Origin of the sequence: Acetoanaerobium pronyense, from assembly GCF_017874355.1 — a bacterium.
Taxonomy (GTDB): domain Bacteria; phylum Bacillota; class Clostridia; order Peptostreptococcales; family Filifactoraceae; genus Acetoanaerobium; species Acetoanaerobium pronyense.
The window spans coordinates 1-25,416 of the sequence record NZ_JAGGLI010000029.1 but is presented as its reverse complement, the minus strand read 5'-3'; the positions used below and the strand labels follow the sequence as shown (position 1 = coordinate 25,416).

At 35.2% G+C, this 25,416-nt stretch carries 23 protein-coding genes, 20 tRNA genes, 2 rRNA genes and 1 riboswitch; of the genes, 3 read left to right on the top strand and 42 right to left on the bottom strand.

What is annotated here, in order from left to right; all coding sequences use genetic code 11:
• Positions 1–10 precede the first annotated feature (10 nt).
• From J2Z35_RS11380 to J2Z35_RS11370, 3 genes are read right to left on the bottom strand one after another with little or no spacing between them, the layout of a single operon-like run.
• A complete protein-coding gene (locus tag J2Z35_RS11380) occupies positions 11–1,423 on the bottom strand; it encodes a B12-binding domain-containing radical SAM protein (protein ID WP_245330874.1) in 1,413 nt (470 codons plus the stop codon).
• Positions 1,408–2,091: a class I SAM-dependent DNA methyltransferase gene (locus J2Z35_RS11375; RefSeq protein WP_209661510.1), complete on the bottom strand. Its 684-nt coding sequence runs from the start codon at positions 2,089–2,091 to the stop codon at positions 1,408–1,410. Before J2Z35_RS11375 ends, J2Z35_RS11380 begins: the two co-directional genes overlap by 16 nt.
• 38 nt (positions 2,092–2,129) lie before the next feature.
• The gene (locus tag J2Z35_RS11370) at positions 2,130–3,497 is read right to left on the bottom strand and encodes a B12-binding domain-containing radical SAM protein (protein ID WP_209661509.1); all 1,368 of its coding nucleotides are present in this window, start codon (positions 3,495–3,497) and stop codon (positions 2,130–2,132) included.
• 278 nt (positions 3,498–3,775) lie between these two features.
• Between J2Z35_RS11370 and J2Z35_RS11365 the strand changes: the two genes are divergently transcribed.
• Positions 3,776–5,779 (top strand): methyl-accepting chemotaxis protein, encoded by a 2,004-nt coding sequence (locus J2Z35_RS11365; RefSeq protein ID WP_209661508.1) that lies wholly within the window; start codon positions 3,776–3,778, stop codon positions 5,777–5,779.
• On the opposite strand, the gene J2Z35_RS11360 is transcribed toward J2Z35_RS11365, so the two are convergent.
• The 8 genes from J2Z35_RS11360 to J2Z35_RS11325 all read right to left on the bottom strand — a co-directional run bounded on the left by J2Z35_RS11360 (position 5,769) and on the right by J2Z35_RS11325 (position 13,572).
• Positions 5,769–6,788: a GNAT family N-acetyltransferase gene (locus J2Z35_RS11360; protein WP_209661507.1), complete on the bottom strand. Its 1,020-nt coding sequence runs from the start codon at positions 6,786–6,788 to the stop codon at positions 5,769–5,771. The genes J2Z35_RS11365 and J2Z35_RS11360 overlap by 11 nt on opposite strands.
• A complete protein-coding gene (locus J2Z35_RS11355; protein ID WP_209661506.1) occupies positions 6,781–7,857 on the bottom strand; it encodes a hypothetical protein in 1,077 nt (358 codons plus the stop codon). The genes J2Z35_RS11360 and J2Z35_RS11355 overlap by 8 nt, the downstream gene beginning before the upstream one ends.
• Before the next feature lie 237 nt (positions 7,858–8,094).
• Positions 8,095–8,907, bottom strand: a complete 813-nt coding sequence (locus J2Z35_RS11350) for a BKACE family enzyme (protein WP_209661505.1) — start codon at positions 8,905–8,907, stop codon at positions 8,095–8,097.
• Positions 8,908–8,942: 35 nt separating this feature from the next.
• Positions 8,943–10,301, bottom strand: coding sequence for an aspartate aminotransferase family protein (locus tag J2Z35_RS11345; RefSeq protein ID WP_209661504.1), 1,359 nt, complete (start codon positions 10,299–10,301; stop codon positions 8,943–8,945).
• An 85-nt stretch (positions 10,302–10,386) separates the two neighbouring features.
• Entirely contained in the window at positions 10,387–11,682 is a 1,296-nt protein-coding gene (locus J2Z35_RS11340) for a dicarboxylate/amino acid:cation symporter (RefSeq protein WP_209661503.1), read from the bottom strand.
• Positions 11,683–11,735: 53 nt separating this feature from the next.
• Complete coding sequence (locus J2Z35_RS11335) at positions 11,736–12,380, bottom strand: CoA transferase subunit B (protein WP_209661502.1); 645 nt, start codon at positions 12,378–12,380, stop codon at positions 11,736–11,738.
• Positions 12,373–13,032, bottom strand: a complete 660-nt coding sequence (atoD, locus tag J2Z35_RS11330) for an acetate CoA-transferase subunit alpha (RefSeq protein WP_209661501.1) — start codon at positions 13,030–13,032, stop codon at positions 12,373–12,375. The genes J2Z35_RS11335 and atoD overlap by 8 nt, the downstream gene beginning before the upstream one ends.
• 207 nt (positions 13,033–13,239) lie before the next feature.
• A complete protein-coding gene (locus tag J2Z35_RS11325) occupies positions 13,240–13,572 on the bottom strand; it encodes a DUF3870 domain-containing protein (RefSeq protein ID WP_209661500.1) in 333 nt (110 codons plus the stop codon).
• 229 nt (positions 13,573–13,801) lie between these two features.
• Between J2Z35_RS11325 and J2Z35_RS11320 the strand changes: the two genes are divergently transcribed.
• A complete protein-coding gene (locus J2Z35_RS11320; RefSeq protein ID WP_209661499.1) occupies positions 13,802–14,170 on the top strand; it encodes a LapA family protein in 369 nt (122 codons plus the stop codon).
• Positions 14,171–14,291: 121 nt separating this feature from the next.
• Here J2Z35_RS11320 and J2Z35_RS11315 read toward each other — a convergent pair whose 3' ends face one another.
• The 6 genes from J2Z35_RS11315 to J2Z35_RS11290 all read right to left on the bottom strand — a co-directional run bounded on the left by J2Z35_RS11315 (position 14,292) and on the right by J2Z35_RS11290 (position 19,396).
• Entirely contained in the window at positions 14,292–15,182 is an 891-nt protein-coding gene (locus J2Z35_RS11315; protein ID WP_209661498.1) for a DUF3298 domain-containing protein, read from the bottom strand.
• Positions 15,183–15,185: 3 nt separating this feature from the next.
• Entirely contained in the window at positions 15,186–15,674 is a 489-nt protein-coding gene (locus J2Z35_RS11310) for an RNA polymerase sigma factor (protein ID WP_209661497.1), read from the bottom strand.
• A 104-nt stretch (positions 15,675–15,778) separates the two neighbouring features.
• Complete coding sequence (aroE, locus tag J2Z35_RS11305; protein WP_209661496.1) at positions 15,779–16,591, bottom strand: shikimate dehydrogenase; 813 nt, start codon at positions 16,589–16,591, stop codon at positions 15,779–15,781.
• 17 nt (positions 16,592–16,608) lie between these two features.
• Positions 16,609–17,688, bottom strand: a complete 1,080-nt coding sequence (gene aroC, locus J2Z35_RS11300) for a chorismate synthase (RefSeq protein WP_209661495.1) — start codon at positions 17,686–17,688, stop codon at positions 16,609–16,611.
• Positions 17,689–17,899: 211 nt separating this feature from the next.
• Entirely contained in the window at positions 17,900–18,439 is a 540-nt protein-coding gene (locus J2Z35_RS11295) for a general stress protein (protein ID WP_209661494.1), read from the bottom strand.
• Positions 18,440–18,514: 75 nt separating this feature from the next.
• Positions 18,515–19,396 carry an SDR family oxidoreductase gene (locus J2Z35_RS11290; protein ID WP_209661493.1) on the bottom strand — a complete coding sequence of 294 codons (882 nt, stop codon included), beginning with the start codon at positions 19,394–19,396 and terminating at the stop codon, positions 18,515–18,517.
• 225 nt (positions 19,397–19,621) lie between these two features.
• Between J2Z35_RS11290 and J2Z35_RS11285 the strand changes: the two genes are divergently transcribed.
• A complete protein-coding gene (locus J2Z35_RS11285; protein ID WP_209661492.1) occupies positions 19,622–19,798 on the top strand; it encodes a DUF1328 domain-containing protein in 177 nt (58 codons plus the stop codon).
• Between the two features lie 119 nt (positions 19,799–19,917).
• Here J2Z35_RS11285 and aroA read toward each other — a convergent pair whose 3' ends face one another.
• From aroA to rrf (J2Z35_RS11160), 25 genes are all read right to left on the bottom strand, one after another.
• A complete protein-coding gene (gene aroA, locus J2Z35_RS11280; protein ID WP_209661491.1) occupies positions 19,918–21,204 on the bottom strand; it encodes a 3-phosphoshikimate 1-carboxyvinyltransferase in 1,287 nt (428 codons plus the stop codon).
• A 16-nt stretch (positions 21,205–21,220) separates the two neighbouring features.
• The gene (gene aroB / locus J2Z35_RS11275; protein ID WP_245330872.1) at positions 21,221–22,288 is read right to left on the bottom strand and encodes a 3-dehydroquinate synthase; all 1,068 of its coding nucleotides are present in this window, start codon (positions 22,286–22,288) and stop codon (positions 21,221–21,223) included.
• A gap of 122 nt (positions 22,289–22,410) precedes the next feature.
• Positions 22,411–22,824 (bottom strand): tRNA (N6-threonylcarbamoyladenosine(37)-N6)-methyltransferase TrmO, encoded by a 414-nt coding sequence (tsaA, locus tag J2Z35_RS11270; RefSeq protein ID WP_209661490.1) that lies wholly within the window; start codon positions 22,822–22,824, stop codon positions 22,411–22,413.
• 132 nt (positions 22,825–22,956) lie between these two features.
• Positions 22,957–23,141, bottom strand: a riboswitch (cobalamin riboswitch).
• Positions 23,142–23,347: 206 nt separating this feature from the next.
• Positions 23,348–23,424: transfer RNA gene (locus J2Z35_RS11265), tRNA-Arg, on the bottom strand.
• Between the two features lie 42 nt (positions 23,425–23,466).
• Positions 23,467–23,540, bottom strand: a tRNA-Cys gene (locus J2Z35_RS11260).
• Between the two features lie 15 nt (positions 23,541–23,555).
• Positions 23,556–23,632: transfer RNA gene (locus tag J2Z35_RS11255), tRNA-His, on the bottom strand.
• 8 nt (positions 23,633–23,640) lie between these two features.
• A tRNA-Pro gene (locus J2Z35_RS11250) sits at positions 23,641–23,717 on the bottom strand.
• A 41-nt stretch (positions 23,718–23,758) separates the two neighbouring features.
• A tRNA-Ile gene (locus J2Z35_RS11245) sits at positions 23,759–23,835 on the bottom strand.
• Between the two features lie 12 nt (positions 23,836–23,847).
• Positions 23,848–23,924 (bottom strand) — tRNA-Met (locus J2Z35_RS11240).
• Between the two features lie 19 nt (positions 23,925–23,943).
• A tRNA-Phe gene (locus J2Z35_RS11235) sits at positions 23,944–24,019 on the bottom strand.
• A 5-nt stretch (positions 24,020–24,024) separates the two neighbouring features.
• Positions 24,025–24,113 (bottom strand) — tRNA-Ser (locus tag J2Z35_RS11230).
• A 10-nt stretch (positions 24,114–24,123) separates the two neighbouring features.
• A tRNA-Lys gene (locus tag J2Z35_RS11225) sits at positions 24,124–24,199 on the bottom strand.
• A gap of 3 nt (positions 24,200–24,202) precedes the next feature.
• Positions 24,203–24,278: transfer RNA gene (locus J2Z35_RS11220), tRNA-Gln, on the bottom strand.
• Between the two features lie 8 nt (positions 24,279–24,286).
• Positions 24,287–24,363, bottom strand: a tRNA-Arg gene (locus J2Z35_RS11215).
• Positions 24,364–24,376: 13 nt separating this feature from the next.
• A tRNA-Gly gene (locus J2Z35_RS11210) sits at positions 24,377–24,451 on the bottom strand.
• A gap of 4 nt (positions 24,452–24,455) precedes the next feature.
• Positions 24,456–24,539: transfer RNA gene (locus J2Z35_RS11205), tRNA-Leu, on the bottom strand.
• A 6-nt stretch (positions 24,540–24,545) separates the two neighbouring features.
• Positions 24,546–24,620, bottom strand: a tRNA-Thr gene (locus J2Z35_RS11200).
• Between the two features lie 52 nt (positions 24,621–24,672).
• Positions 24,673–24,749, bottom strand: a tRNA-Asp gene (locus tag J2Z35_RS11195).
• A 3-nt stretch (positions 24,750–24,752) separates the two neighbouring features.
• Positions 24,753–24,869, bottom strand: a 5S ribosomal RNA gene (gene rrf, locus J2Z35_RS11190).
• 10 nt (positions 24,870–24,879) lie between these two features.
• A tRNA-Val gene (locus tag J2Z35_RS11185) sits at positions 24,880–24,955 on the bottom strand.
• 5 nt (positions 24,956–24,960) lie between these two features.
• Positions 24,961–25,035, bottom strand: a tRNA-Glu gene (locus tag J2Z35_RS11180).
• A 4-nt stretch (positions 25,036–25,039) separates the two neighbouring features.
• Positions 25,040–25,115: transfer RNA gene (locus J2Z35_RS11175), tRNA-Met, on the bottom strand.
• A gap of 18 nt (positions 25,116–25,133) precedes the next feature.
• A tRNA-Leu gene (locus J2Z35_RS11170) sits at positions 25,134–25,222 on the bottom strand.
• Between the two features lie 7 nt (positions 25,223–25,229).
• Positions 25,230–25,304, bottom strand: a tRNA-Asn gene (locus J2Z35_RS11165).
• 8 nt (positions 25,305–25,312) lie between these two features.
• Positions 25,313–25,416, bottom strand: a 5S ribosomal RNA gene (gene rrf / locus J2Z35_RS11160); the annotation flags it as partial.

The window sequence follows — 25,416 nt, the reverse complement described above, 5'->3', positions numbered from 1 at the left end:
ATCTCCTGATTTATCCTTTGATTGCCTTTTTAATATACTGAAAAGTCACTGCACTGCTTCCTAAAGAAAGCTTTAGAACCTGAGAAATTCCATAGGTTTTAATCATCTTCCATACATTTTTAGGTCTCATGGTGATGCTGTAGTATAGCTTTATTATTTCTATATAATAACTTCTTATGGACATCTTTGATGGCATTAGCGCAAGATGAGCTAGATCCCATTTTTCATAGTCTTCTCTTTTTATAATCAAGGAGCGTTCATACTCCTCGTATATATCAGTACCTGGAAGAGGGGTAAGGGGCTGAAGATTTACAAACATCAGTCCAAGACCCTTAATCCATTTTCCTAAGTTTTTAAAATCTTCTTTGTCATAATCCATATGCATGATTAGAGTTGCATACACCTCTATATCGTATTTTTGCAAAATATTAACAGCCTTTTCATTTGCCTCTATGCTTGTCTTTTTATTGTAGATATCAAGCTCTTCTCTTTTGAAGGATTCAAGGCCTACAATAACAGCCCTTAGTCCATTTTCAGCTAGCCTTTTAATAATATCTTCGTTTTCTGATACGAAGTCTGATCTTCCATATACTAAAAATCTCTTCTTTATTTTATTTTGTTCAAGCTTATCGCAAAACTCAGTGAGCCTCTCCCTTGAAAAAAGAAAATCGTCATCAACTATATAAATCTCATTTTCAGGTATAGTTTTTAGCTCATCTATGACATCGTCTATAGGTCTAGCATAGTACCTTCCGTCTGTAATCTCCTTGCAAAAACAAAAGCTACAGTTATATGGACATCCATATGAGGTCTTCATAAGGGCGCAAGGGTTATGAAACATATAGTAGTATTTATTCCTGTATCTCTTTGTCATGGCTCTATCTGGATGATTTTTCGGCCAAGTATTTACCTTTGGATTTTTAAAACCTTCTTTATATGTTCCCTGTATATGGATATCATTAATATAACTATTATCTATATTATTGTTTCTTCTTTGATTTATTTCTTCTTTTGCTACATCTATTATTCTATTAAATGTAGCTACTGGATCTGACTCTATAATATAGTCAATATGCTTTGAGACAAAGTCAGATGGCACAACCTCTGCGTGAACTCCACCTGCAATTACCTTTATATCCTTATTTATCTCTTTAATCTCCTTTGCATAATCTTTAATCACCTTCACATGGGTGATATACCCTGTAAGACCTACTATATCTGGATTATACTTTTCAATAAAATGCTTTAGAGATTTTTTCTCTATTATCATATCTAGTATTTGAACATCACAGGCTTTGTCTATATTTGCTACTAGATATTCAAGCTCTAGAGGCTCACATATCATAATATGCTTTAGCCCTATGGTTTCTTTTGGGGGCATTGGCCTCACTAAAAGTATTTTCAAATCTACACCTTCTTCCATCTGAAAAGTATTATAGATGGCATAAAAAATCTCTCTTTTATTTTAATTATATTTTTAAGGATTAATTCTTTTGGCTTCATAGAATTCATCTTTTCAATGCTAGGGTATGTTGCCTTTCCAGTAGTTAGCTTTACAAGTTTCATTGCCACTTTGTCATATGCCGTATTTTCAGAGGCATTTGCTATAATAAGTGTTCCATTTTCATCCAAAAGACTTCCCATATCCATAAGTACCTTCCTTTGATTTTTATAATAAGGAAATGAATGGGTACATGTTATTATATGAAATTTTTTATGGATTTTATTTAAATCAGCTGTATCCATAACATTTAATAAGCTTTCATCATCGCAAATTTCCTTTATTTTATTATTTTCTTTGCTAAAAACTTCTGAAGCCTTTAGATTTTCTTTTGCAGACTCTATCATTTTTTCTGAAAAATCAATTCCATGTATCTCTAAATCAAACTCTTTGAAACTTCTTTTTATATCCAAGATAAGCTGGCCTGTGCCGCATCCTATATCCAGAATCCTATACACCTTATCTTTTTCAGTTATAATTTCTCTAAGCTCCTCAATCACTTTGGCTCTAGTTGGAGCGAGGGATACCTTTTGTACCCAGAGATTTTCATATCGTTTTGCCCAGAAATTCCATATAGTTGAATTTGACAACAAAATTCCCCTTTCAGAAACTAAATTCTATATACTTTTCACTTACTTATTGATTTTTTTTTCAGTATTTCCTTTAATCTATGTTTTAAAAAGCTCCTAATATATGGGCTTGAAAAAAACTGCTCTACATATATCATATAAAAATACATATAAAATCTTAGTTTGCTCATATGTGTTGGCCTAAGTACTAGATGAAGAAAATCATATTTTGAAAAGTCCTTCACATCTATCCTGTCTTTATATTCTTCATAAAGCTCGGTTCCTTTAAGAGGGGTAAATATGGAAACTGTGTAGCTCTTTAGGTTCATTTTTTTAATCCATGCCCTTAATCTCTTAAAATCTCTTTTTTTAAAGTCTATCCCCGCTAGAAAAAGTCCAGTAAGCCTTATATTATTTTCCTTTAGTATTCTTACTGCTTCTTCCCCTTCATTTTTACTTGTTCCCTTTTCATAGGAATCCAAAAACTCGTCTGAGGAATCCTCTAGTCCAGCTATTATCTCCACAAAACCTATTTCTGAAAGCATTTTTATGATGTCTTCATTATTTGCTATAAAGTCTGCTCTGCTATATGCAATCCATTTCTTATTTATACCTTCTTTTTTTATCCTATCTATAAAATCAAGTGTAGATGTCCTATCTATAAGAAAGGTATCATCCACTATCCAGATATACTCCTCATCTATAGCCTTTATTTCCATAATTACTTCTTCAATAGGGCGTTTTAGATATATACCTTTATTTATCTCTTTGCAGTAACAAAATCTACAGCTATATGGGCAGGATATAGATGTCTTCAGAAGAGCAAGGCCAATATAATTCATATATCTTGCCTTATATGGATGCTCCTTCATAATAGTCCTCTTTGGCAGAGGAAGGGTATAAAAGTCTATAGCTTTTTTCTCATTTACTTTCCAGTTTCCATGTTGGAGATATGCTAAACCACTTATATCTTCAAGGGATTTATAGTCGAAGTCCCTCCATTTTTCTTTTCCAGAACTATTAAATGCTTCCTTTAAAAATCTAATTAGGGCTTTTGAAGTATGTAAATCTCCTTGATGCTGGATTACATCTATATCTAAAGAGAAGAAATCCTCATAATTAACCTCGCTATGGACTCCTCCTACAACTACCTTTATATCTTTATTCTGTTTTTTTGCATAATTTGCATATTTTAATATGGTGTCAACAGCCGTAATATATCCTGTCAAAAATAAAACATCTGGAGTACAATTAATGATGCAATTTTTAAAACTTCTATTATCAATCAGCCTATCTATTATATTATGCTTTATAGATTCTTCATCCAACATAGTTGATATGTATTCTAGCTCCAGGGGCTCGCATATTATAGGTTGATAGGCTGAATATATTGTATTTTTATGGCATTTTACTAATAAAATCTTCACGAGTTCCCCCTTACTAGCTAATTATATCCCTACTATAAATATTAATCTATTTTACATTCTCAATATATTTTATACTATCGAGAGATAATTTGGTAATATTACAAAAAAATTACAATAATACTTCAATATAAATAAAATAGGTGTTATAATCTCATTGTATGCTTTGTAAAATTTTCTTACTAAATTTTACCATTTCCATTAGCAAGTTCCTTAATTTATATGATTAAAGGACTAATGAAGCGCTATTTAATATATATAATAATTTTGAGGAGGAGAAAATGGAGGAAATAAAAGTAAAGCGGAGCATCAGACAAACACTTTTAATGATTTTTATTGCAGTAATGGTAGTAGTACAGCTAGGGGTAGGGGCTTTGACTTACTCAAGGGTAGCAAATCTTGTAATAGATAATCAGATAGAGTCTGCAAAGGATATCGGTTTGCAGATTACTAACTCTATCGAAAATTATCTTACAGGATACGAAGGAATCATCCGTGCTCTTGCAGATCAGGAAACTGTCACTAATATAATGAGTGACCCTAATGCCGAGGAAGCTCTTCTTAATGTACTAGATAGCTATGCAAGCTCCAATGAAGGGATAGAATTTATCTATCTTGGCACAGAGGACGGCAGAATGATAATGAAACCTGATGATGATCTTGGGGATTACGACCCTAGGACCAGAGATTGGTATAAGGATGCTAAGAGTGCAGGTAGGTTCATATGGACAGATGCCTATCTTGATGACACTATTAATGCAATGGTTATTACAGCCTGTATCCCAGTTTATGATGGTGGGGGTACATTTGTAGGTGTTCTTGCAGCTGACCTTTCCCTTGATGTACTAAACAGTCAGACAAAGGATATAAGGATAGGAGAAAAAGGCTATCCAATGGTGATAGACGGAAACAACCTTATCCTTACCCATATAGATGACTCTATGGTTGGTAGCGAGCTACAGACTTTAGAGCTTATCGAAGGTATATCTCAAGGAAATGTAAATGAGATATACTACGAATTTATGGAAAATGGTCAAAATGTCCGAAAATATGCCACCATATCAAGAATAGATGCTCTTGGCTGGAGCGTAATTACAAGTATATATTATGATGAAATACGCTCAGACCTCAATGCTCTAATAATCATAATATCTATAGCTTCTATCCTTGGAATACTCCTTGCATCGATACTGGTATTTGGTTTTACAAAGAAATTTGCTAAAAATATAAAAAGCCTTGTTTCCACTATGAATCAAGCTAGACTTGGAGACCTTACTGCAAGATCCAATATAAGCTCCGATGATGAGGCAGGAGTTTTGAGCAGATTTTTTGATGATACTATAATAGACCTTGGAAAGCTTGTAAAAAATATAGAAAATGTATCTCAAAAGCTCACTCAATCAGCAGAGGGCTTAGCCGCAATAAGCGAAGAGGTAAGTGCATCTGCTGATGATGTAGCAAGAACTGTAGAGGATATAGCAAAAGGAGCTCAGGAACAGGCACAAGATGCAGAAAGCAGTACATTCGTTGCTCAATCTCTATCTGAAAAGTTTAATACCCTTAATCTTTATACAAATAATATGATAGAGTCTGCTCAAAATACAGGCCTTGCTTATAGGGATGGGGTAGAGTCTGTAAATAATCTTGATGTCAAAAACAAAGAGTCTATAAAAGCAAATGAAGATATCGAAAAAATAATACTTCAGCTTAATGAAAGAACAAAGGAAATAGGTGGAATCCTTGATGCTATATCAAATATATCTGACCAGACAAATCTTCTAGCACTTAATGCATCTATTGAAGCAGCACGAGCTGGAGAAGCTGGAAGAGGATTCTCTGTTGTTGCTGATGAAATAAGAAAGCTTGCAGAGCAGTCTGCAAAGTCTGCAGATGATGTGAAAAGAATCGTCCACAATATTCAAGACGATGGTTCCAAATCCTTTGAAAGCATGGTAAAGCTAAAGGAGATAGGAAATGAGCAGGAAGTTGCTGTGGAGAAGGTTATAAGTTCTTTTGAAACAATAAAAGACGCCTACGAAAAGATAAGTCAAAACATAGACGCCATAGGAAACTCTGTATCTGAAGTTAATGAGGATAAAGAAAAAATAGTGAGCAGCATTGAAAATATATCTGCCGTTTCTGAAGAAACTGCCGCTGCATCTGAAGAGGTTTCTGGATCTATGGACCAACAAACATTTGCCGTAGAAGAGGTGGCAAAATCCGCTCAAGAACTTAATGAAATCTCCCATAATCTTAGTGATGAGATTAAAAGGTTTAAGCTTTAAAGACTCTGTAGCTTTGTGATTGTTTTTTGTAGGATAAGGCCTTTATAAAGATATTTCCAAGTAAGTTTATAACCTTATATTTGCTTGAAAAATAAAGATATTTATCTATTTCATATGCCCCTGCCTTTGATTTTATGTCTTCGGTAGTCTGACCTAGAGATAATAGCCTAAATCCATGGTCGATAGAATACTTTATTATATGAAAAATCATATTCAAATAAAGGTCGTATTCTTTGTTTAAGTCTTCATCAAAGCCGCAAAAAAGAAAATAAAGCTTATTTCCAGCCTCTTTAAGCTGGACAAATCCAAGCTCTCTGTCATCATCCTTAAATACAAGGATGGTCGCTGGGAGCTTTTTAAAATAATCTATACTTAATTTTTCAAGTTTGCTGCTTGACCTTTCATAAACCTCCTCATAAAATCTATAGAGATTTTTGGAAAACTCATTCCTAGAAACAGCCTCTACCCTAACTCCTTCAAATTTTTTGAGAGCCTTTGTGGTCCTATATCTGTAATGACTTCTCATTGACTTTAGATAATCCTCAAAACTACTCCACCTAATACTTAACTCAAAATCCGAGAGAGTATGGCCTTTCGTAAGCTTGAGCTTGTCATCAGAGTTTAGTAAAATTACAGCCTTCATAGTCTTTTTTATATAATCAGAGAGTATATCCCCTTTATCATCCATATAGGAATATCCCTTTGAGGATACAGAAAGAGGTATCCCAACTATATTTATAGGAAATTTAAGAGAGAATCCTTTTTTAAATGTAAATATATCTATTTTGAGACCATAATCTAAAAGTATTATCTCCTCTTTTATATTTATATGATATCTTTGTTTGCAAGGATTCACATCTTCCAAAAATCCTAAAAATTCTCTTTTTAAAAAACAGTTTTCCTTTGCTATTTCATCCCATAGCTCTGGTAACTCTGATGCCTTACTATATATTAAAAATCCATATTTTTCCTTGGATTTTATTTTTTTATACATCTCTTTTTTAAACATCTAACAAAAACACCTTGTATTTTTTATACTCATCTTTTCCCCACCTAATTCCAAATCCTTTGGAAGAAATATTTTCGTCAAGTATCCATCCAGATTCGCATTTTTTGAATCTTTCCTTTGTAATTCCTTTGCAGTAATCAAATAGAGCATAAACACCCCCGGTTTTTTGATGCTTTGGAGCTACTCCAAGCTCTACTATCTTGAAGGTGTCGATTTTTTTATAAAATATCCTGCTTTTTAATAAAGATTTTATTCCTAAAGATTCTCCCTCTTTTAAGAGCTGGTTGAAATCAGGGTACCAAAGCATAAAGCCTACCTCCTTGCCTTTATGCTCTAAAAATAATAGATTCTCTTCTTTTAGAAATAGTCTATACTCTTTAAATAGCTCAAGGTCTTCTTCTTTTCTTCGTTCATAATAAAATCTATGGGATTTAAAGGCGTCATTGTTTATATCTGTATATAGCTTAGCCTCTTTTTCTATATTTTTAAAATCCGCTTTTCTTACTGTATAGTTTTTTAATATTCTATTTTTAAGCCTTGTATCTATATCTATAGATATATCCTTCATATCTGCTATATAGCTAGTAAGGTTAATCTCCTCCCTTGCTACTTTTTGAAAATAATCTATGTAATATGGAGGATTATATGCACTTCCAAGGCTCTGGACAGAGTCAAAATGACTAGCCAAATATCCAAGTCCATAGTTCACATGGAGATTAAGGCCTGCAAGCATCTTTTTAATTCCTTTTTGCCTTGCAAGAGCCTTTCCATAATCAAGAAGGATGTTTATTGACTCCTCATAACCTTCTTTAGATTCAAAATAAGCTATTTGAAGGATATCATCCATCCTATCTACAATAGAAAAAATACATCCCGCAAGTACTTCATCCTCTTTTATAACCATTACTCCCTCTATAAAGCTACTTTTGCATATCTCTCCCTCCCCCCTCAATATACCCCTTGCCGCTCTTGTAAGAGTATCTCTATAAAAAGGGTTATTTTTATATATTTCTTTTGAAAGACTTAAAAACCTATCTATATTTTTTTTATCAACCTTAACTATTTCCACATTATCCTCCACTTTTAATATCCTTTATTTATAAAGCAATAATTAAACTTCATCTGTGAAAATTATATACTACTTTATTATAAATGAGCTTGTTTTTTTAGATTTAATAGAAAAGTTTAACGCCAAAAAAATATAGAAAAAATCCTAGATTAAACCTCTTTATTGTTAGAGGATTATAATCTAGGATTTTTATTTTTTAGTTATAGATTCTAATTTATCTTTTACCAAATATTTTATTTATAGTCCAAGTATTTCCTTAGCATCAGCTGTAGTTGCTATTGGTCTTCCTACAGCCTTTGCTATATTTACAACCCTCTCTACTAGCTCCATATTAGAAGCAGGAACCCCTTTTTCGATTTCAAGTATATCTTCAAGTCCTGTCCTTACATGTCCTCCTGCAATTATAGCCATGGTAAGCATTTGAACCTGAGATTTTCCAATTCCTGACACTGTAAAGGTTGAGCCTTCTGGTAAACTATCTATCATAAACATAAGATTTTTTGGTGTTCCCTCAATAGACCCTGGTACATTCATCACTAGATTAAAATGAAGAGGTCCCTTTAGTATGCCTTTTTTAAGAAACTTCTTTGCATTTGATATCATCCCAACATCGAATGCCTCTATCTCCGGTTTGATATTATTTGCATACATTTTTTCTGCAAGTGATTTTATAAGCTCTGGAGAGTTTGCATTCACGCTATTTGGAAAGTTTGAGGAGCCAGTTGAGAGACTTGCCATATGAGCATTTAAATCCAGCATCTGTCCTCTAAACTCTACAGTATTTTCTCCTCCCCTAGCTCCTGTAGACACTTGCTTGATTATATCTACATTATCCTCATCTAGCTTCTTAAGAACTTTTTCAAAGAGAGCTCTATCACTTGTTGGATTCCCCTCTTTGTCCCTAACGTGAATATGGGCTATAGAAACCCCCAGTTCTTTGCATTTTTTTATATCTTCTACTATCTCATCCACTGTTACAGGAGTATTTGGATTTAGCTCCTTAGTAGGTACATTTCCTGTTGGTGCAAGAGTTATTATTAGTTTTTCCACTTTCATTCCTCCAAATCCATATTTATATTTAAGGTTTATAGTACTTGTTCACAAGTTTTTTCTATTCCCCTATGAAGCATATCCATATAGTCATCTATCTGCTCTTTTGTTATAGTAAGTGGGGGAGTAAGAAGTACGTGATCTCCTTTACTTCCATCAGCAGTTCCTCCCCCTGGATAAAGAACTAGTCCCTCCTCAAGACAGTTTACTGTGATTTTTCCCTTTACTTTATGGCTTACTTCAAATGCCTCTTTAGTATTTTTGTCTTTTACAAACTCTATTCCGTGCATCAGTCCCCTACCTCTTATATCTCCAACTATAGGATATTTGTACATTTCCTCTAGCCTCTTTGTAAAATATTCACCTTGAATCTTTGAATTTTCAAGTATATTATCTCTTTCCATGATTTCCATTACCTTAAGGGCTATACCGCAAGAAAGGGGATTACTAGCATAGGTATGTCCATGAACGAACTCTCCAGAGCCTTCAACCATTATTGTATTAAATATCTCTTCTGTAGCAATCGTAGCTCCAATTGGAGTATATCCAGCCCCCATGCCCTTAGCGCAGCAGATAATATCAGGAACTACATCGTACTGATCTATTGCAAATTTAGTGCCTGTTCTACCAAAACCTGACATTACCTCATCAAGGATGAAAAGGATATCGTATTTATCGCATATCTCTCTTACCATCTTAAAGTATATTGAATGGGGATTAACTCCAGGGGCCGCAGAACCTACAACTACCTCAGAAATAAATGCGCATATGTTTTGCGGCCCATTTATAAGGATTTCATTTTCTAGAGACTGTGCTGCCTTTATTGCAGTTTGTTCTTCTGTTTCGCATCCCCATGGATTTCTGTAGTGATAAAACTGAGGTATCTTTGGAAACTGAATCAGCATAGGATCATATGGTTTTCTTCTTCCAACTATACCAGTCATAGCAAGAGCCCCAAATGAGTTTCCATGAAATGAATTCCATTTTGTAATTACCTTCCATTTGCTCGTATTTCCCTTATCCCTTTCATAAAAATACTGCCTAGCCATCTTTAGTGCTGTTTCTGTGGTGTCCGAACCATCTGATACGAAGTATATATGATTTAAGTCCCCAGGTGCCCAGCTTGCTACCTTTTCTGCGCACTGCTCTATAGTGTCTGTAGTCCATCTAGAGAGATGAGTAAATGCCACTTTTTCTATCTGCTCTTTTGCATACTGGGCAATCTCCTTATTCCCGTGACCTATATTTACTACAGATGAACCTGAGCAGCCGTCAATATATCTTTTTCCATATGCTCCTATAAGATATATTCCCTCTCCCCTATCTATCTTAGGGTAGTGCCAGTTTTGATTTCTGTAAAAAACGTTGTTTTTAGGTGCTTTGTTTAGACTCATGGTATTATCTCCTTTTAATATGATTTATTTGTTTTTCTAATGATTTACTTTTATTTATATTAATCCAGTATCACTTATATATTTTTTATGCTAATTCTTCTGAAACCTTATGATCAAGCTCTGGTATTTCATTTAGGTCATTAAATCTGTCTCTGTCAAGAAGTCCTTCCATTGAAGCTATACATACTGATGTCACAAGATCTCCACTTGCATTTGTAGATGTATGAGCCTGATCTATTATTCTATATACTCCAGCAACTAAAGCCGTAGCTTCAAGAGGTAGTCCCATTGATGTAAGAAGCGTGATACTTATTATGAGACCTATTTGAGGTGTTGCAGCTGCTCCAACGCTTAAAAATGTAGCCTGAATCGCAAGCATTATTTGCTGAGTTATTGAAAGCTCTATACCGTAAAGCTGAGCTGCAAATAGAACTATAATACCAAAGTATATGCATGTACCATTCATATTAGCAGTTGCTCCAAGAGGAAGTACGAAACTTGAAACTTCTTTGGGAACTCCAAGCCTTGGAGCTATTCTCATAGAAACAGGAAGAGCTGCTGAAGTAGTACATGAACTAAATGCTATCAGCCAACTTTCAAAAGCTTGTTTCCAAAACTTTATAGGACTTACCTTTGCTATAAATATGAGAAATATAGAATATACCCCTGCAACCATAATAAAATTTGCAAGATAATCTACAAATATAAATTTTGCAACAGGGCCAAATATTGCAAGACCAAACTGAGCTATAGCAACAGACATAAGACCAAACACTCCGTATGGAACTATTACTAATATAATGTTTATTATCTTAAACATAGCCTCTGATAGATTCGATACTCCATTTACAAGTGGCTTTGCCTTTTCTCCAACCATAAGTACTGCAATTCCAAATAGTATTGCAAACACTATTACTTGCATCATATTGCCCTCTACCATTGATTGGAATGGATTTAGTGGAATAAGATCGAGTATAGTCTGATATGCCCCTGGAAGCTCTTTCATCTGTACTTCTGATGAAATATCTCCCATTTGAAATCCTGCTCCTGGCTTTAGTATGTTAGCAAGTACAAGACCAATACTTACTGCAATCAGTGCACTTCCTAGGAAAAAGGCTACCGTCTTAGCTCCTATACTTCTTAGTTTTTTAACATCCCCAAGAGCAAGTACCCCATCTATAATGCTAAAAAGAACTAACGGAACTACCACCATCCTTATAGACCTTAGAAAGAAATCTCCTAAGAACTGAAGAAACGGCATCACCCTTCCTCCTATGATAGGGTCTTCAGCTCCTCCCAAAATATTAAGTACATAACCTACCACTATTCCTAAAAATAGACCAATGAAAATTTTGTGATGTAGCTTTAATTTCTTACCCATAAATTCACTCCTTTCAAAATTGGAATCTCTTAAAAACATCTACCACAAACTCTTTAGTCAATATGTTTAATGTCTTTATCTATTATAAGGTCTGCCTCAGTAGCCGATTTAACATCCTCTAATGTATATCCTTTAGCGATTTCTCTTAATACAAGTCCTTCATCAGTTACATCTATTACTGCCATTTCTGTTATTATCTTATCCACCTGTCCTTTTGCCGTAAGAGGAAGATTGCAGTTTTTAAGAATCTTAGGTTTTCCCTTTGAAGTATGTTCCATTGCCACAATAACTTTTTTTGCCCCTACGACAAGATCCATAGCTCCGCCCATTCCAGGAACCATTTTTCCCGGTATCATCCAGTTGGAAAGATTCCCTTTTTGATCAACTTGAAGTGCTCCAAGAACTGTCAAATCTACATGTCCACCTCTTATTATTCCAAAAGACATTGCAGAGTCGAAAAAAGCTCCCCCTTTTCTCACTGTCACCATCTGTCCTCCTGCATTTACAAGATCTTTATCTTCTTGTCCCTCTTTGGGAAGAGGTCCTATCCCTACGAAACCGTTTTCCGATTGGAGAGTGATATCTATGTCATCTGGGACATAATTTGCAACTAAGGTAGGCATTCCTATGCCGAGATTTACTACATCACCATCTTTTAGCTCTTTAGCAACTCTCTTTGCTATAAAATCTCTAGACATTTTGTTTCTCCTTCACTATGTAATCAATAAAAATTGACGGAGTAATTACATCTTCAGGTTCTATTTCCCCTATTTCCAAGAGGTTTTCCGCTAAGACTATTACTTTATCTGCCGCCATTGCCATTATAGGATTGAAATTTCTTGCACTTTTCCTATATGTAACATTCCCTTTTTTATCTACTCTATTGCCTAATATTAAAGTTATATCAGCTCTTATAGGCTTCTCAAGTATATACTCCTTGCCATCTATTTTCATTTTTTCTTTTCCTTCTTCAACCATAGTTCCAATTCCTGTAGGAGTTAAAAACCCTCCTAGACCCATTCCGCCGCATCTTATCTGCTCTACAAGTGTCCCTTGAGGAACAAGATTAACTTCCAAGTCTTTGCTATGCATCTGTTTTCCAGTTTCTGGATTTGTGCCAATATGAGATGTTATCACTTTCTTTACCTGCTTATTCGCTATAAGTCTTCCTATCCCCTTATCTATAAAAGATGTATCGTTCGCTATTATTGTAAGATTTTGTATATCCCTTTTTATAATCTCGTCTATAAACTTTTCTGGTGTCCCACAACCCAGAAAACCACCAATCATAATGGTCATTCCATCTTTAATGTTTTCTATTGCATATTCTATTGATACAATTTTTTTCATATATACTCCCCCTATAATTTCATAATTTTACCTTTGTATTTACAGCAATATTTTTCAAACTAGGAAATCCAGTTTCTAAAATCAAAAAATCCAGCATCACAAAGAGCACTAAGCTCTCTATGAATACTGGATTTTAATTGCTGTTTGAAAGTGATAAGGTGGTCACCTCACGCAAAAAAAGCAGTTTATATTAAATTTTTAATTTGATTATATTTTTTCTTCTAAATAACTTTCATATTTTTCATATATTGATTTAAGTATTACGCATAATGCCTTTTGAGAAGAACCAAAAAACCTATTTTTAATTTCATCTATCAAGGGTTCTATTCCATTGCTTACATTGTATCCTATTATGATGCTTTTTAAAAAATCCTTCGTATCTTGAGTAATTAAAGTACAAGATAGTCCTTCTATTCTTCCAGTCTCCCAGTTTATGATTAGACCTATATCTAAGTTTCTATTGTAATGAGCCGATGGAAGTTCTCCTGGAAGTTTTGCATAGGAACTGAAGTATACTGTTGTCTTGTCATATTTCTCCACAGCAACCTCCTTTTGTCAAAAATACTTTATAATCTATTTTCTTGATTCTAACAGAATGAAAATTTTTTATCAAGGTTTTTTTGGTATTTTCTGAATCATCTGTTATTTTTATTGTGAATAAAGTCCTTTTAAATTAATTTAATTCTTATATTTCGAATAAATTTCTGGATTAATCTTTCTTCTATGGGTAATATATTATTTAAAGTAACAAATGTAGAGGGGGATTTTTATGCAATGGAAATTTATATTATCTCTTGTGCTTGCGCTTTTAGTAGCAATTTTTGCCATACAAAATTCTGATCCAGTCACTGTAAGTTTTTTTATAACTACTAGGCAGATATCTCAGGCTCTTATAATTTTACTTTCTACTGTGGTGGGCGCTATTATAGCACTTTCTCTTGGTCTAATTAAGCAATTTGCTCTTAGCAAAAAGCTAAAAGAAAAGGACAGGGCTATAAGATCTCTTGAGACAGAGGTTGCTTCTCTTAAGATAGAAAATGAAGATATGAAAAAGACACATCCTTCAGGTGTAGACCTTGATAAACCTAATGACTTTTCATTTGACAAGAAAAAAGAAGAACTTAATGAGATTGAGTGAAAAACTTATTCTGTTAAATTTAAAACCTGGATTATATAGTTTCTACAAAATGTAGAGTATATAATCCAGGTTTTTTCTTCATTATTATTGTAATTTAAATATAATAATTAAAAGGAGTTTCTTATTTTATATACATATTACTAACTAAAATAGGATTTAATATTTCAGTTGGTATGATAAACTCCTGAACACCCATATAACCTGGTCCTACTTCATATTTGTCAAAGGATATGACAAGTTTATAGTCTTCATTTATATAAAAGTTTTGATTTTTATCTATCTCTTTGAAATTAAACTCATCAATCTCATCTTCAAGCCAATAATGAAGATCTTCATCCTCATTCATTCTACTTTTCATCTGACTTTTTATATCATCACTTATTATCTGGATATATGATTCATCCTTAAAAAGACTTGGAAGGGTTATTAAAATTCTATTATTTTTATCTATAGTATCATATTTTAAAACTGTGGATGATGAACCAACCACATTGACCACATATCTTTCTATTGAAAGTATATCCTCATTGTCTGTCACTACTTCAAAGCCTGAAAAGACTCCCATATGAGCCTCTTCGTGCCCATCTTCTTTAAGAGAGTTCATATCATTTACAAACTCTTCATAAAGAGCTTTGTTTTCTTCAATATACTTGCTATTTAGAAGTTCTTGGATTTCTCCATCTTCCAATCCTTCAATTTTTGGTGTATCAATTTCAGCTATGAAGTTGTTTTCATTAATTGTGAAGTCTCTTATAGATACTACCCTTACTAGATTAGCCATTCCGGGAATTTCTGAAATTGCATAGGCAAGATTTGGGCTAAGGTTTACACTTCCTACAAATAAAGCACCAACTACGGCAGCTGTTGTTAAAACTCTTTTTATAACTTTATTTTTATTTTGTTTTTTAGTATGATTTTTTATTGTCTTTCTTATCTCAAATTCAAGTTCCTCTGGTATTTCTATGTTTTTATAGCTATCTCTTGCTTTTTCTAGGTCATTAAGATTTCTCATTTTCTATTCCTCCTCAAGAACAACTCTAAGCTTTTTTAGGACCCCATAAAGTCTGGATTTTACAGTATTTATATTTTCACCAAGGATGTCTGCAATCTCTTCTATCTTAAAATTTTCAAAATACCTCAAAGTAATTATGGTTTTATTTTCCGGTGAAAGTGCATCTATTGCTTTCTCTAGGTCAATGTCGTGGTAATAATCCTCTGCTTCTCCTAGTGAAAGTTCTAGTGCACTATCTTCAACACATATAGTTTTTCTATTTTTTCTTATAAAATCTATAGAGGTGTTTACTACTATCCTATAAAACCAAGTCCTTACCCCACTTGGATTTTTCAGGGAATCAGAAGAGTCAAGTGCTTTGCAGATTGCTTCTTGAACTATATCAAGTGCATCATCCTTATTCCTTACATAACTGTATGCAAGTCTGTAATAATCCTCTTTTCGCTCCAAAATATGCTCTGTGATAATATCATGATATATGCTGTTTTTCATTAATCCATACTTCCTTTTGCAAATTTTTTTAGACACGTGTCTTTCAGCTTACATGATATAGACGAATGAAATGAGAAAAAAGTTTGACCTTTTATTAAATCTTTTTAAATTAATTTTTCCACTTGCTTATATATTCTTTCTGCGGAGCTTTCATCTATTTTTATGTTGTTCCATATTTCCTGAGCTTTAATAGCTTGCCCTACAAGCATATAGAGTCCATTAATATGATTTATTTCATGTTTTTTACCATAACTTAAAAACTTTGTTTCTTTTGGGTTATATATCAGATCTACTGTGTTTTCAAACATTGAGACCACATCTTCTCCTACTACCGATGATTCAACGTCTGGATATGTACCACAGGGGGTGGTATTTATTATGCAGTAGTTGCTCTTTATATCCTTTAGATTTTCATAGGCTATGACTTCTAAATCCTTGAAGAAATCTTGAGCCTTTTCTTTGTTTCTAGCTGTAATTACAATATCCCTTGCATTAAAGTCTTTAAGACATTTGATTACTGCTTTAGCAGCCCCTCCTGACCCCAAAATCACAAAGCTTTTATTCCTTATCTCTATATTTGCCTTTTGAAGATTCATCTTAAAACCAAAATAGTCTGTATTATGTCCATAAGGCTTTCCTTCATCAAAAACTATAGTGTTTACTGCTCCTATTTCCTTTGCCTCTTGCGAAATATCATCAAGATATTTCATTACCTCTTGCTTGTATGGGATTGTCACGTTTACGCCTCTAACCCCTATAGCCTTAAAGCCCTCTAATCCCTTTTCTAAGTTTTCTTTTTTCACTTCAAACATATTGTATATTCCGGAGATATTATTTTCTTTCATTATTATCTCGTGTATACTATCTGAAATACTGTAGGAGAGTGTCTCTCCCAATAAGCCATATATTTTTTTCATATCTTCCTCCAAAGAAATTATTTTAACATCATCATATCTAAAATAGCTATAGCCGCTGCTGATTCTATAACTGGAAGGACTCTTGGAACTATGCAAGGATCATGTCTGCCTTCTATGTTTATACTGACCTCTTTCATTTTCTTTAGGTCAACAGTGCTTTGAGTCTTTGAAATAGAAGGGGTAGGCTTGATAGCTACCCTAAATATTATAGGCATTCCGTTTGTAATTCCTCCTAATATTCCTCCATTATTATTTGTACTATGGCTTATCTTTTGGGATGTAACTATAAGTTCATCATTTGAGTCATGTCCTCGCATACCAGCCAGATTAAACCCTTCTCCAAATTCTATCCCCTTTACTGCAGGTATAGAAAACATAATGCGTGATATATGACTTTCTAAAGAGTCAAAAAATGGCTCTCCTATACCTGCCTCAATTCCATATATTATGCACTCTACTATGCCCCCTACAGAATCTCCAGCAGCTCTTGCACCTTTTATCTCTTCTTCCATAAGGTGGCTTTTCCCTTCTTCAAGTGAAGGTAGCCTAGATGCTTTAATTTCTTTTAATTTTTCTATTTCTTTTATGCTTCCTTTAAACTTTTGTGACTCCACATTTCCTATCTTAGTAATACTTGTAAATACTTCTATTTCTGATTTTTTTAAGATCTGCTGAGCTATTGTCCCTGCAAAGACTATGGGAGCTGTAATCCGTCCAGAAAAATGTCCTCCTCCTCTATAGTCATTAAATCCTTTGTATTTGACCCATGCAGAGTAATCTGCATGACCTGGCCTTGGAGTGAACCTGATACTTTCATAATCCTTGGATTTTTTATCCTCGTTTAGTATCATAAATGCAAGGGGGCTTCCTGTAGTCTTTCCATCTAAAGCTCCACTTAATATTTTCACTTCATCCTTTTCTTTTCTTGGGGTAGAAAGGCTTGTCATCCCTGGAGCTCTTCGTTTCATTTGAAAAGCTATATCTTCAAAATCTATTTCATGTCCTGGTATTAGTCCATCAATAACTCCACCTATAGCCTCTCCATGAGACTCTCCAAATATTGTAAGTCTAAATCTATTTCCAAAAGTTGCACCCAATTTTCTGCCCCCTTTTATAATCATCGCCTAAGTTTTCCTTTTATATCTTCTATTTTATCATCAACCTATAACTAGAACTAATAAATTATGTTTTTATAAATAAGAGTATCTCCCTTAAATTGGTTTAAAGCTTCTTATAAGAACAGTACTTCATTATTTCAAACAAAAAGAAGAAGCCGCAGCTTCTCCTTTTTTAAATCTATCTATTTGATTACCACATACCCTTTTCAATGTCATAGGTATCACGAATCACGCTATTGTTGTCATAGTAATGTCTATATATGGTCTGTCTATCTACATCATCTCTTTCTTTTACAGCAACTAGAATATCTCCTCTTTCAAGGTAGGTTTCATATTCTTTAGCATCCTCTTTGTCGATTCCAAGGTCTACGAGTGCTCCAATCAGTCCACCTACAGCTCCACCAGCTACAACTCCTCCTAGTGTGACTGCAATTGGTCCCGCAGCTAAAAATGGTCCAATTCCTGGAACTGCAAGTAGTCCTATTTCAGCAAGAAGGGCTCCTGCTCCACCTATTACTCCACCTGTAACCGCTCCACCTACTGCTTTGTTATTATCATCCGTAGTCTCCATGTTTACATCTTCTACATCGTGAATATGCTCTACTCTTTCTTTTTCCTTAGCGATTACAGAAATATCTTTGTCAGAATATCCTACATCCTTTAGGTTTTGAATTACTCTTCTTGCTTCCTCTTCTGTTGTAAAAATACCAACTAGTACTTTATCTTTCATGTTGTGCCTCCTTTTTAATCAAAAACTTGATTACAAAAATTTATTAAAGCTAACATTTTTAGATAAATGCTAGGGTTACCCGTTTACTATTTTACCTCCATTGATATGGATGGTTTGTCCAGTAATATAGCTTGAAGCATTGTGCCATGCTAAAAATACATAGGCCTCAGCTAGTTCCAAAGGTTGTCCTGCTCTTCCCATCAACGTATCGGCTCCAAAGTTCTCTACATTGTCTTTTCCAAATGTAGACGGAATAAGAGGAGTCCATATAGGTCCTGGTGCCACCTGATTTACTCTTATTCTCTTTTCTGCAAGCTGTATAGCTAAAGAGCGAGTAAAGGATGTCATAGCACCCTTTGTTGATGAATAATCAAGAAGCTGAGGATTCCCATCATATGCTGTTACTGAGGATGTGTTTATGATTGATGCATTTTCTTTCATATGAGGTACAGCCTCTCTTACTAGATAAAACACTCCAAAGAAGTTTGTCTTAAAGGTTCTCTCAAGCTGCTCATTATCTATATCAGTTATTATATCTTGAGGATGCTGCTCTGCTGCATTATTTACAAGTATATCTATGGAGCCAAATTTCTCTAGTGTCTTCTTTACTATTTCTTTAGAAAATTCTGGGTCTCCTATATCTCCTGCTATCTGAAGAATCTTAGATGTGTCAGTATATTTACTCATAGCCTTTACTGTATCCTTAGAGTCCTGATTCTCTTCTTTATAGACTATTACTACATTAGCTCCTTCTTTTGCGTAGGCTATAGAGACTGCTCTTCCTATTCCGCTATCTCCACCTGTTATGATAGCTGTCTTTCCTTTTAATCTATCATATCCTTTGTAGTCTTTATCGTCATAAATAGGCTGAGTTTCCATTTTGTATTCTCTTCCAGGTCTGTCTTCAAGCTGTTCGGCTTTTATCTCATCTGGCATCGGAAATTTCTTTTCAGACATTTTTTCCTCCTTAATACTTTGATGGAATTTTCTACCACATTATAATTTATTCCTCATATAGTTTTTTTTAAACATATTTTTTAATATGAGCATATTACTAAACCCGTGGGGCTTTAGGTTCATTTATGGCATATTTTGATATTTGAGCTAAAATAGTGGTATAAATTTTATGTAGGTTAATCTTAAAAAAGTCTAACTTAAAAAACCGCGAAAGGAGATGTTAGTATGTTAAGATGGGCAGGAATATTCTTTGTAATCGCAATTATAGCAGCGTTCTTTGGTTTTATCGGAATAGCCGGAGCTGCCATTGAAGTAGCAAAATTCATTTTCTATATCTTCTTAATTTTATTTGTAATCTCACTTGTAATGGGACTTGTAAGCGGACGAACCCCTAGGGTGTAGATAAATAAAAAATAGGTGCCTAGGCACCTATTTTTATTTTCAATGGTCTACATTTTTGAACCTCTTACAACAGTTTTTAGTCATCTCGCAATATTTGATAAGTTTAATCTATAAAATTATTATTCTTTAATCTCTAGCTTTCCTCCAAGATTTTTAAAGTCATTCCAAAAATTCGGATAAGATTTTTCAACTGATTCTGCACCTTCTATAGTTATCTTATCTTTACATCTAATAGATGCTATAGCCATAGACATAGCTATCCTGTGGTCATTCCAGCTAGTTACATTTCCCCCATCAAGATATTTCTTTCCTTGCACTGTGAGTCCATCTTTTTTTTCATCTATCAAGGATCCTAGTTTTGTAAGCTCTGATGTCGTAGATTTTATTCTGTCAGATTCTTTTATTCTAAGTCTTAATGCGTTATAAACTGAGGATTTTCCTTCGCTTAATGCTCCTAGTACAGAAAGAATTGGTATTATATCAGGTATTTGAGATCCGTCTATATCTAATGAATAAGTCTGACTTTTTTTCACAGTTATCTTATCTTTCCCAACAATCCTAATATCAGCTTTCATTTTTTTCATTATCTCTATTATTTCTTTATCTCCCTGAAGAGAGTCTATATTAATGTCTTCGCAGGTTATCTCTCCACCAATTGCTCCTGCAACAAGCCAAAATGCAGCCTGGGAAAAATCTCCCTCCGCCTTATATCTTCTACTGATATATTTCTGCAACCCTTTTATAGTAAATACTTTGTCTTCTTTATTTATTATCTCTACTCCAAATTGCCTTAGGACATCAATTGTCATATTGACATACCCTTTTGATTCAAGTACTCCATCTATTTCTATAGTAGAATCCCCTTCAAGTAGAGGAAGTACAAACATAAGACCCGATATAAATTGAGAGCTTATATCTCCTTTAATTCTATACTTTCCTGGTTTAATACATCCCTCTAAAGTAAGGGGCAGATTTCCATTATTGTTTTTATAGCTTATTTTTTGCTCATCAAATATTTTATAATATTCATCAAGAGGTCTTTCTACGAGCTTGCCTCTGCCTGTAAATATTATTTTCCTATTTGAAATGCTTCCTATAGGTATCAAAAATCTAAGAGTTGAGCCGGACTCATTTGAGTCTATCTCTATAGGCTCTTTACCTTTAGATAATCCTCCCTTTATGATAAGAGTCTTTCTATCTTTTATTTCATCAATAATAGTAATTGTTGCTCCAAGCTTTTTCATAGCATCACAGGTGGCATTTATATCTTTTGACATTATTATATTCTCTATGATACTTTCTCCTTGAGCTAGAGATGCAGCTATAATAGCTCTATGACTGATGCTTTTGGAGGGCGGTATTTTAACTGTTCCATTTAGATTTGCTGGTGTAATTTCAACCTTCATATGCTCACTTCCCACTTTATTTGTTTGAAATATACTTTATGATTTCTTCTTTACCCATCCTTTTAATTATAGCCTTTCCTATGTCCTCTATAAATATAAAGCTTACTCCACTTTCATTTCCTTTTTTGTCAATCATTATTGTTTTTATCATGTCTTCCTTATCTATAGGCGGAAATACTTTTTCTAGGCCATATTTATCTAAAATTTTATTTATTCTATGTGATGCTCCTGTTTTGGTGAGCCCTATATCTTCTCCTAAGGCAGTAATATAACTCATTCCAATTGCTACTGCTTCTCCGTGGGTATATTTTTCATAATTATAGTAGCTTTCTATAACATGTCCAATAGTATGTCCAAAGTTTAATATCATCCTATTTCCTGTATCAAATTCATCCTCTTCAACTACATTTTTTTTAATACTTACGCATCTTTCAACTAAAAAATCCATATTGTCAAAGAGAAAATCCCTATCTAGTTGCTCTAGAAATTCAAATAGTTTTTTGTCAATAATGCATCCGTACTTTATAACCTCAGCCATACCATCTATTATAAATCTTTCATCTAAAGTTTTTAAAAGATTTGTATCTATAATTACCATCTCTGGGGGGTAAAAAGCACCTATAAGGTTTTTTCCTTCTTCTAGGTTTATGGCTACCTTGCCACCTACGCTACTGTCTACTTGGGAGAGAAGTGTAGTTGGTATTTGAATAAATCTCATACCTCTAAAAAGTGTAGATGCAACAAATCCTCCAAGGTCTCCTATTACTCCTCCCCCAAAAGAAACAATTAGATTAGACCGTGTAAATCCATTTTTAACAAGAGTCTTGCATATATTTTCATAGGTGCTTATGGATTTGCTTTTTTCCCCTTCTTTTACAGTTATAATAAGAGGCTTAAAGCCTTCCTCTTCAAAATAACTCTCTATATATTTTCCGTATAGGCTCATAACTTTTCCATCAGTTAAAATACATATCTTTTCATGTTTATAAATCTTCTTTATAAGTGAAGCTGAAGATTTTAAAATATCTTTTTTAATATATATGGGATAACTTCCTTTACTTGTATTTACGTTTATAATCTTCAAGATATTTCCTCCTTTATCTATATAATATATTTTAACAGATATGGGAGGTTTTAGATTTTAGAAGAAATTATTTTTTATATATTACTTAATATAATCCCATATTTTATGACTTCTTTTTCTAGTTACATCTCTATGACCTCTACAGCTTCATCTAATAGAGCATAATAAGGCTTTATATCTAGAAGGGGACTATTATCTAAAGCATCAAGACCAGTAACAATTATTTTGTTTTTCTCTATTGCAAGTATCTTTACAACATTTATAGAAAGAGGGTTTGGACGATTTTGGGAACGTGTTGCAAATACTCCAGATTCTATTATTTTTCCTGGGGGTACTACTTTAAGCAAATTCCTTTGTGCTCTATCTGCCCAATAAATAACTACTATAAATTGTCCTTCTATTAGATTTTCTAGGCCTTCAAAGAATTCGTCTTTAATTTCCAATAGCATTATTTGTCGTGATAGACTTTTCTCATTTTGGCTTCTTTCCTTCCCTTTATATGGGCTTTTAATAATACCTATTTCCTTTAAAATCATATTTGTTCACCTCTCACTTTAATAAAATAAGTTTTATATAAAATAAAAAACCACCTCTACAAAAAGAGATGGCAAAAGACACAAAAAATATAAATTTATTTAGTCTTTCACACATCCTCCGTCGCTCGCAGAGTTTAGTGTTATCTATAAGCAGGTCTACCGGCTCAAGCTTCATCATTGTTTCATCCTTCCCAGTTCCCCAGTGGTTTATTGAAACAACTATTCTTTTACGGTGGCGGGACCGCGTAGGTTTTTAACCTAACTTCCCTTTTAATTTTCATATCAAAATATGAAAAACTTATAAACAGAGATATAATCTCGAATCAATATTCAATTTTGTTTTATTAATCAAATGTATCATATTTTATTTGAGATGTGCAAGTATTTATATTTTAAAATATAAATAGAAAAACCCTTTGAATTATTCCAAAGGGTTAGTTTATGCTTATTAATTAGTACAAAAGGGTTAAAAAATGGTTAAATCTTCATTTTTTCACCTTTGTAACTTCTGAAAGTGTTGCAGTGGTGTGCCCAGAGGGATTCGAACCCCCGACCCTTTGATTCGTAGTCAAATACTCTATCCAGCTGAGCTATGGGCACAAGAAAAGGCTTTTTTATACTCAAAAAAGTGTAAAAAAAAAGTGGAGGCGGCACCCAGATTTGAACTGGGGGTGAAGGAGTTGCAGTCCTCTGCCTTACCACTTGGCTATGCCGCCTTGTTTTAAGAATAATGGGGTGAGTAATGGGATTCGAACCCACGGCCTCCAGAGCCACAATCTGGCGCTCTAACCTACTGAGCTATACCCACCATGTTGATGGTCGAGGTGGAGGGACTCGAACCCCCGGCCCCATGGTCCCAAACCACGTACGCTACCAAACTGCGCTACACCTCGAAAACTATCTATTTCGTTTAAATTAAACCTATTTTGAGGAATGGTGGGCCTTCAGGGACTCGAACCCCGGACCTACCGGTTATGAGCCGGGCGCTCTAACCAACTGAGCTAAAGGCCCTCAAAATAATGATGGTAGCGGCAACAGGGATCGAACCTGTGACCTTTCGGGTATGAACCGAACGCTCTAGCCATCTGAGCTATGCCGCCGAATTCTCAGCGAACTTTATGGTGCCCAGAGGCGGAATCGAACCACCGACACGAGGATTTTCAGTCCTCTGCTCTACCGACTGAGCTATCTGGGCAAACATGGCGGAGGGGGTGGGATTCGAACCCACGGCCCCTTTCGGAGTCACTGGTTTTCAAGACCAGCTCCTTAAACCGCTCGGACACCCCTCCATGCTTTAATTGGTGACCCATCCGCGACTCGAACGCGGGACACCCTGATTAAAAGTCAGGTGCTCTGCCGACTGAGCTAATGGGTCTTATGGCTGGGGATGCAGGACTCGAACCTACGCATGCCAGAGTCAAAGTCTGGTGCCTTACCGACTTGGCTAATCCCCAAAAATACATGGTGTGCCTGAAGAGATTCGAACTCCTGACACCCGCCTTAGAAGGGCGGTGCTCTATCCAGCTGAGCTACAGGCACATGTTTGAATAAATGGAGCGGAAGACGGGATTCGAACCCGCGACCCTCGCCTTGGCAAGGCGATGCTCTACCACTGAGCCACTTCCGCTAATTGGTGCGGATGGAGGGACTTGAACCCCCACGCACAAGGCGCTAGATCCTAAGTCTAGTGCGTCTGCCAATTCCGCCACATCCGCATACAATGGAGCTGGCGATAGGAATCGAACCTACAACCTGCTGATTACAAGTCAGCTGCTCTACCGTTGAGCCACGCCAGCACGTTAATTGTGCTTACATCCATGTATGTATAATATTTAATTTGTAAGAAAATGGCGACCCGGAAGGGGCTCGAACCCTCGACCTCCAGCGTGACAGGCTGGCATTCTAACCAACTGAACTACCGGGCCATTAATTGGCTGCGTCCTACTCTCCCAGGACCCTGCGGTCCAAGTACCATTGGCGATGAAGAGCTTAACTTCTGTGTTCGGAATGGGAACAGGTGTATCCTCTTCTCTATAACAACCATATTTATTTTCTTGGTGGGCTCAACAGGGCTCGAACCTGTGACCCCCTGCTTGTAAGGCAGGTGCTCTCCCAGCTGAGCTATGAGCCCAAGATTGGTGACCCCTAGGGGAATCGAACCCCTGTTACCGCCGTGAAAGGGCGGTGTCTTGACCGCTTGACCAAGGGGCCTAAATGGTTGCGGGGATAGGACTCGAACCTATGACCTTCGGGTTATGAGCCCGACGAGCTACCAACTGCTCCACCCCGCGATGGTATAAAATTGAAAATGGTGCCGAAGACCGGAATCGAACCGGTACGATACTCTCGTATCGCAGGATTTTAAGTCCTGTGCGTCTGCCAGTTCCGCCACTTCGGCTTTCATATGGCTCCGAAGGTGGGACTCGAACCCACAACCTACCGGTTAACAGCCGGTTGCTCCGCCGTTGAGCTACTTCGGAATAATATGAATTGGCTACGTCCTACTCTCCCAGGACCCTGCGGTCCAAGTACCATTGGCGATGAAGAGCTTAACTTCTGTGTTCGGAATGGGAACAGGTGTATCCTCTTCTC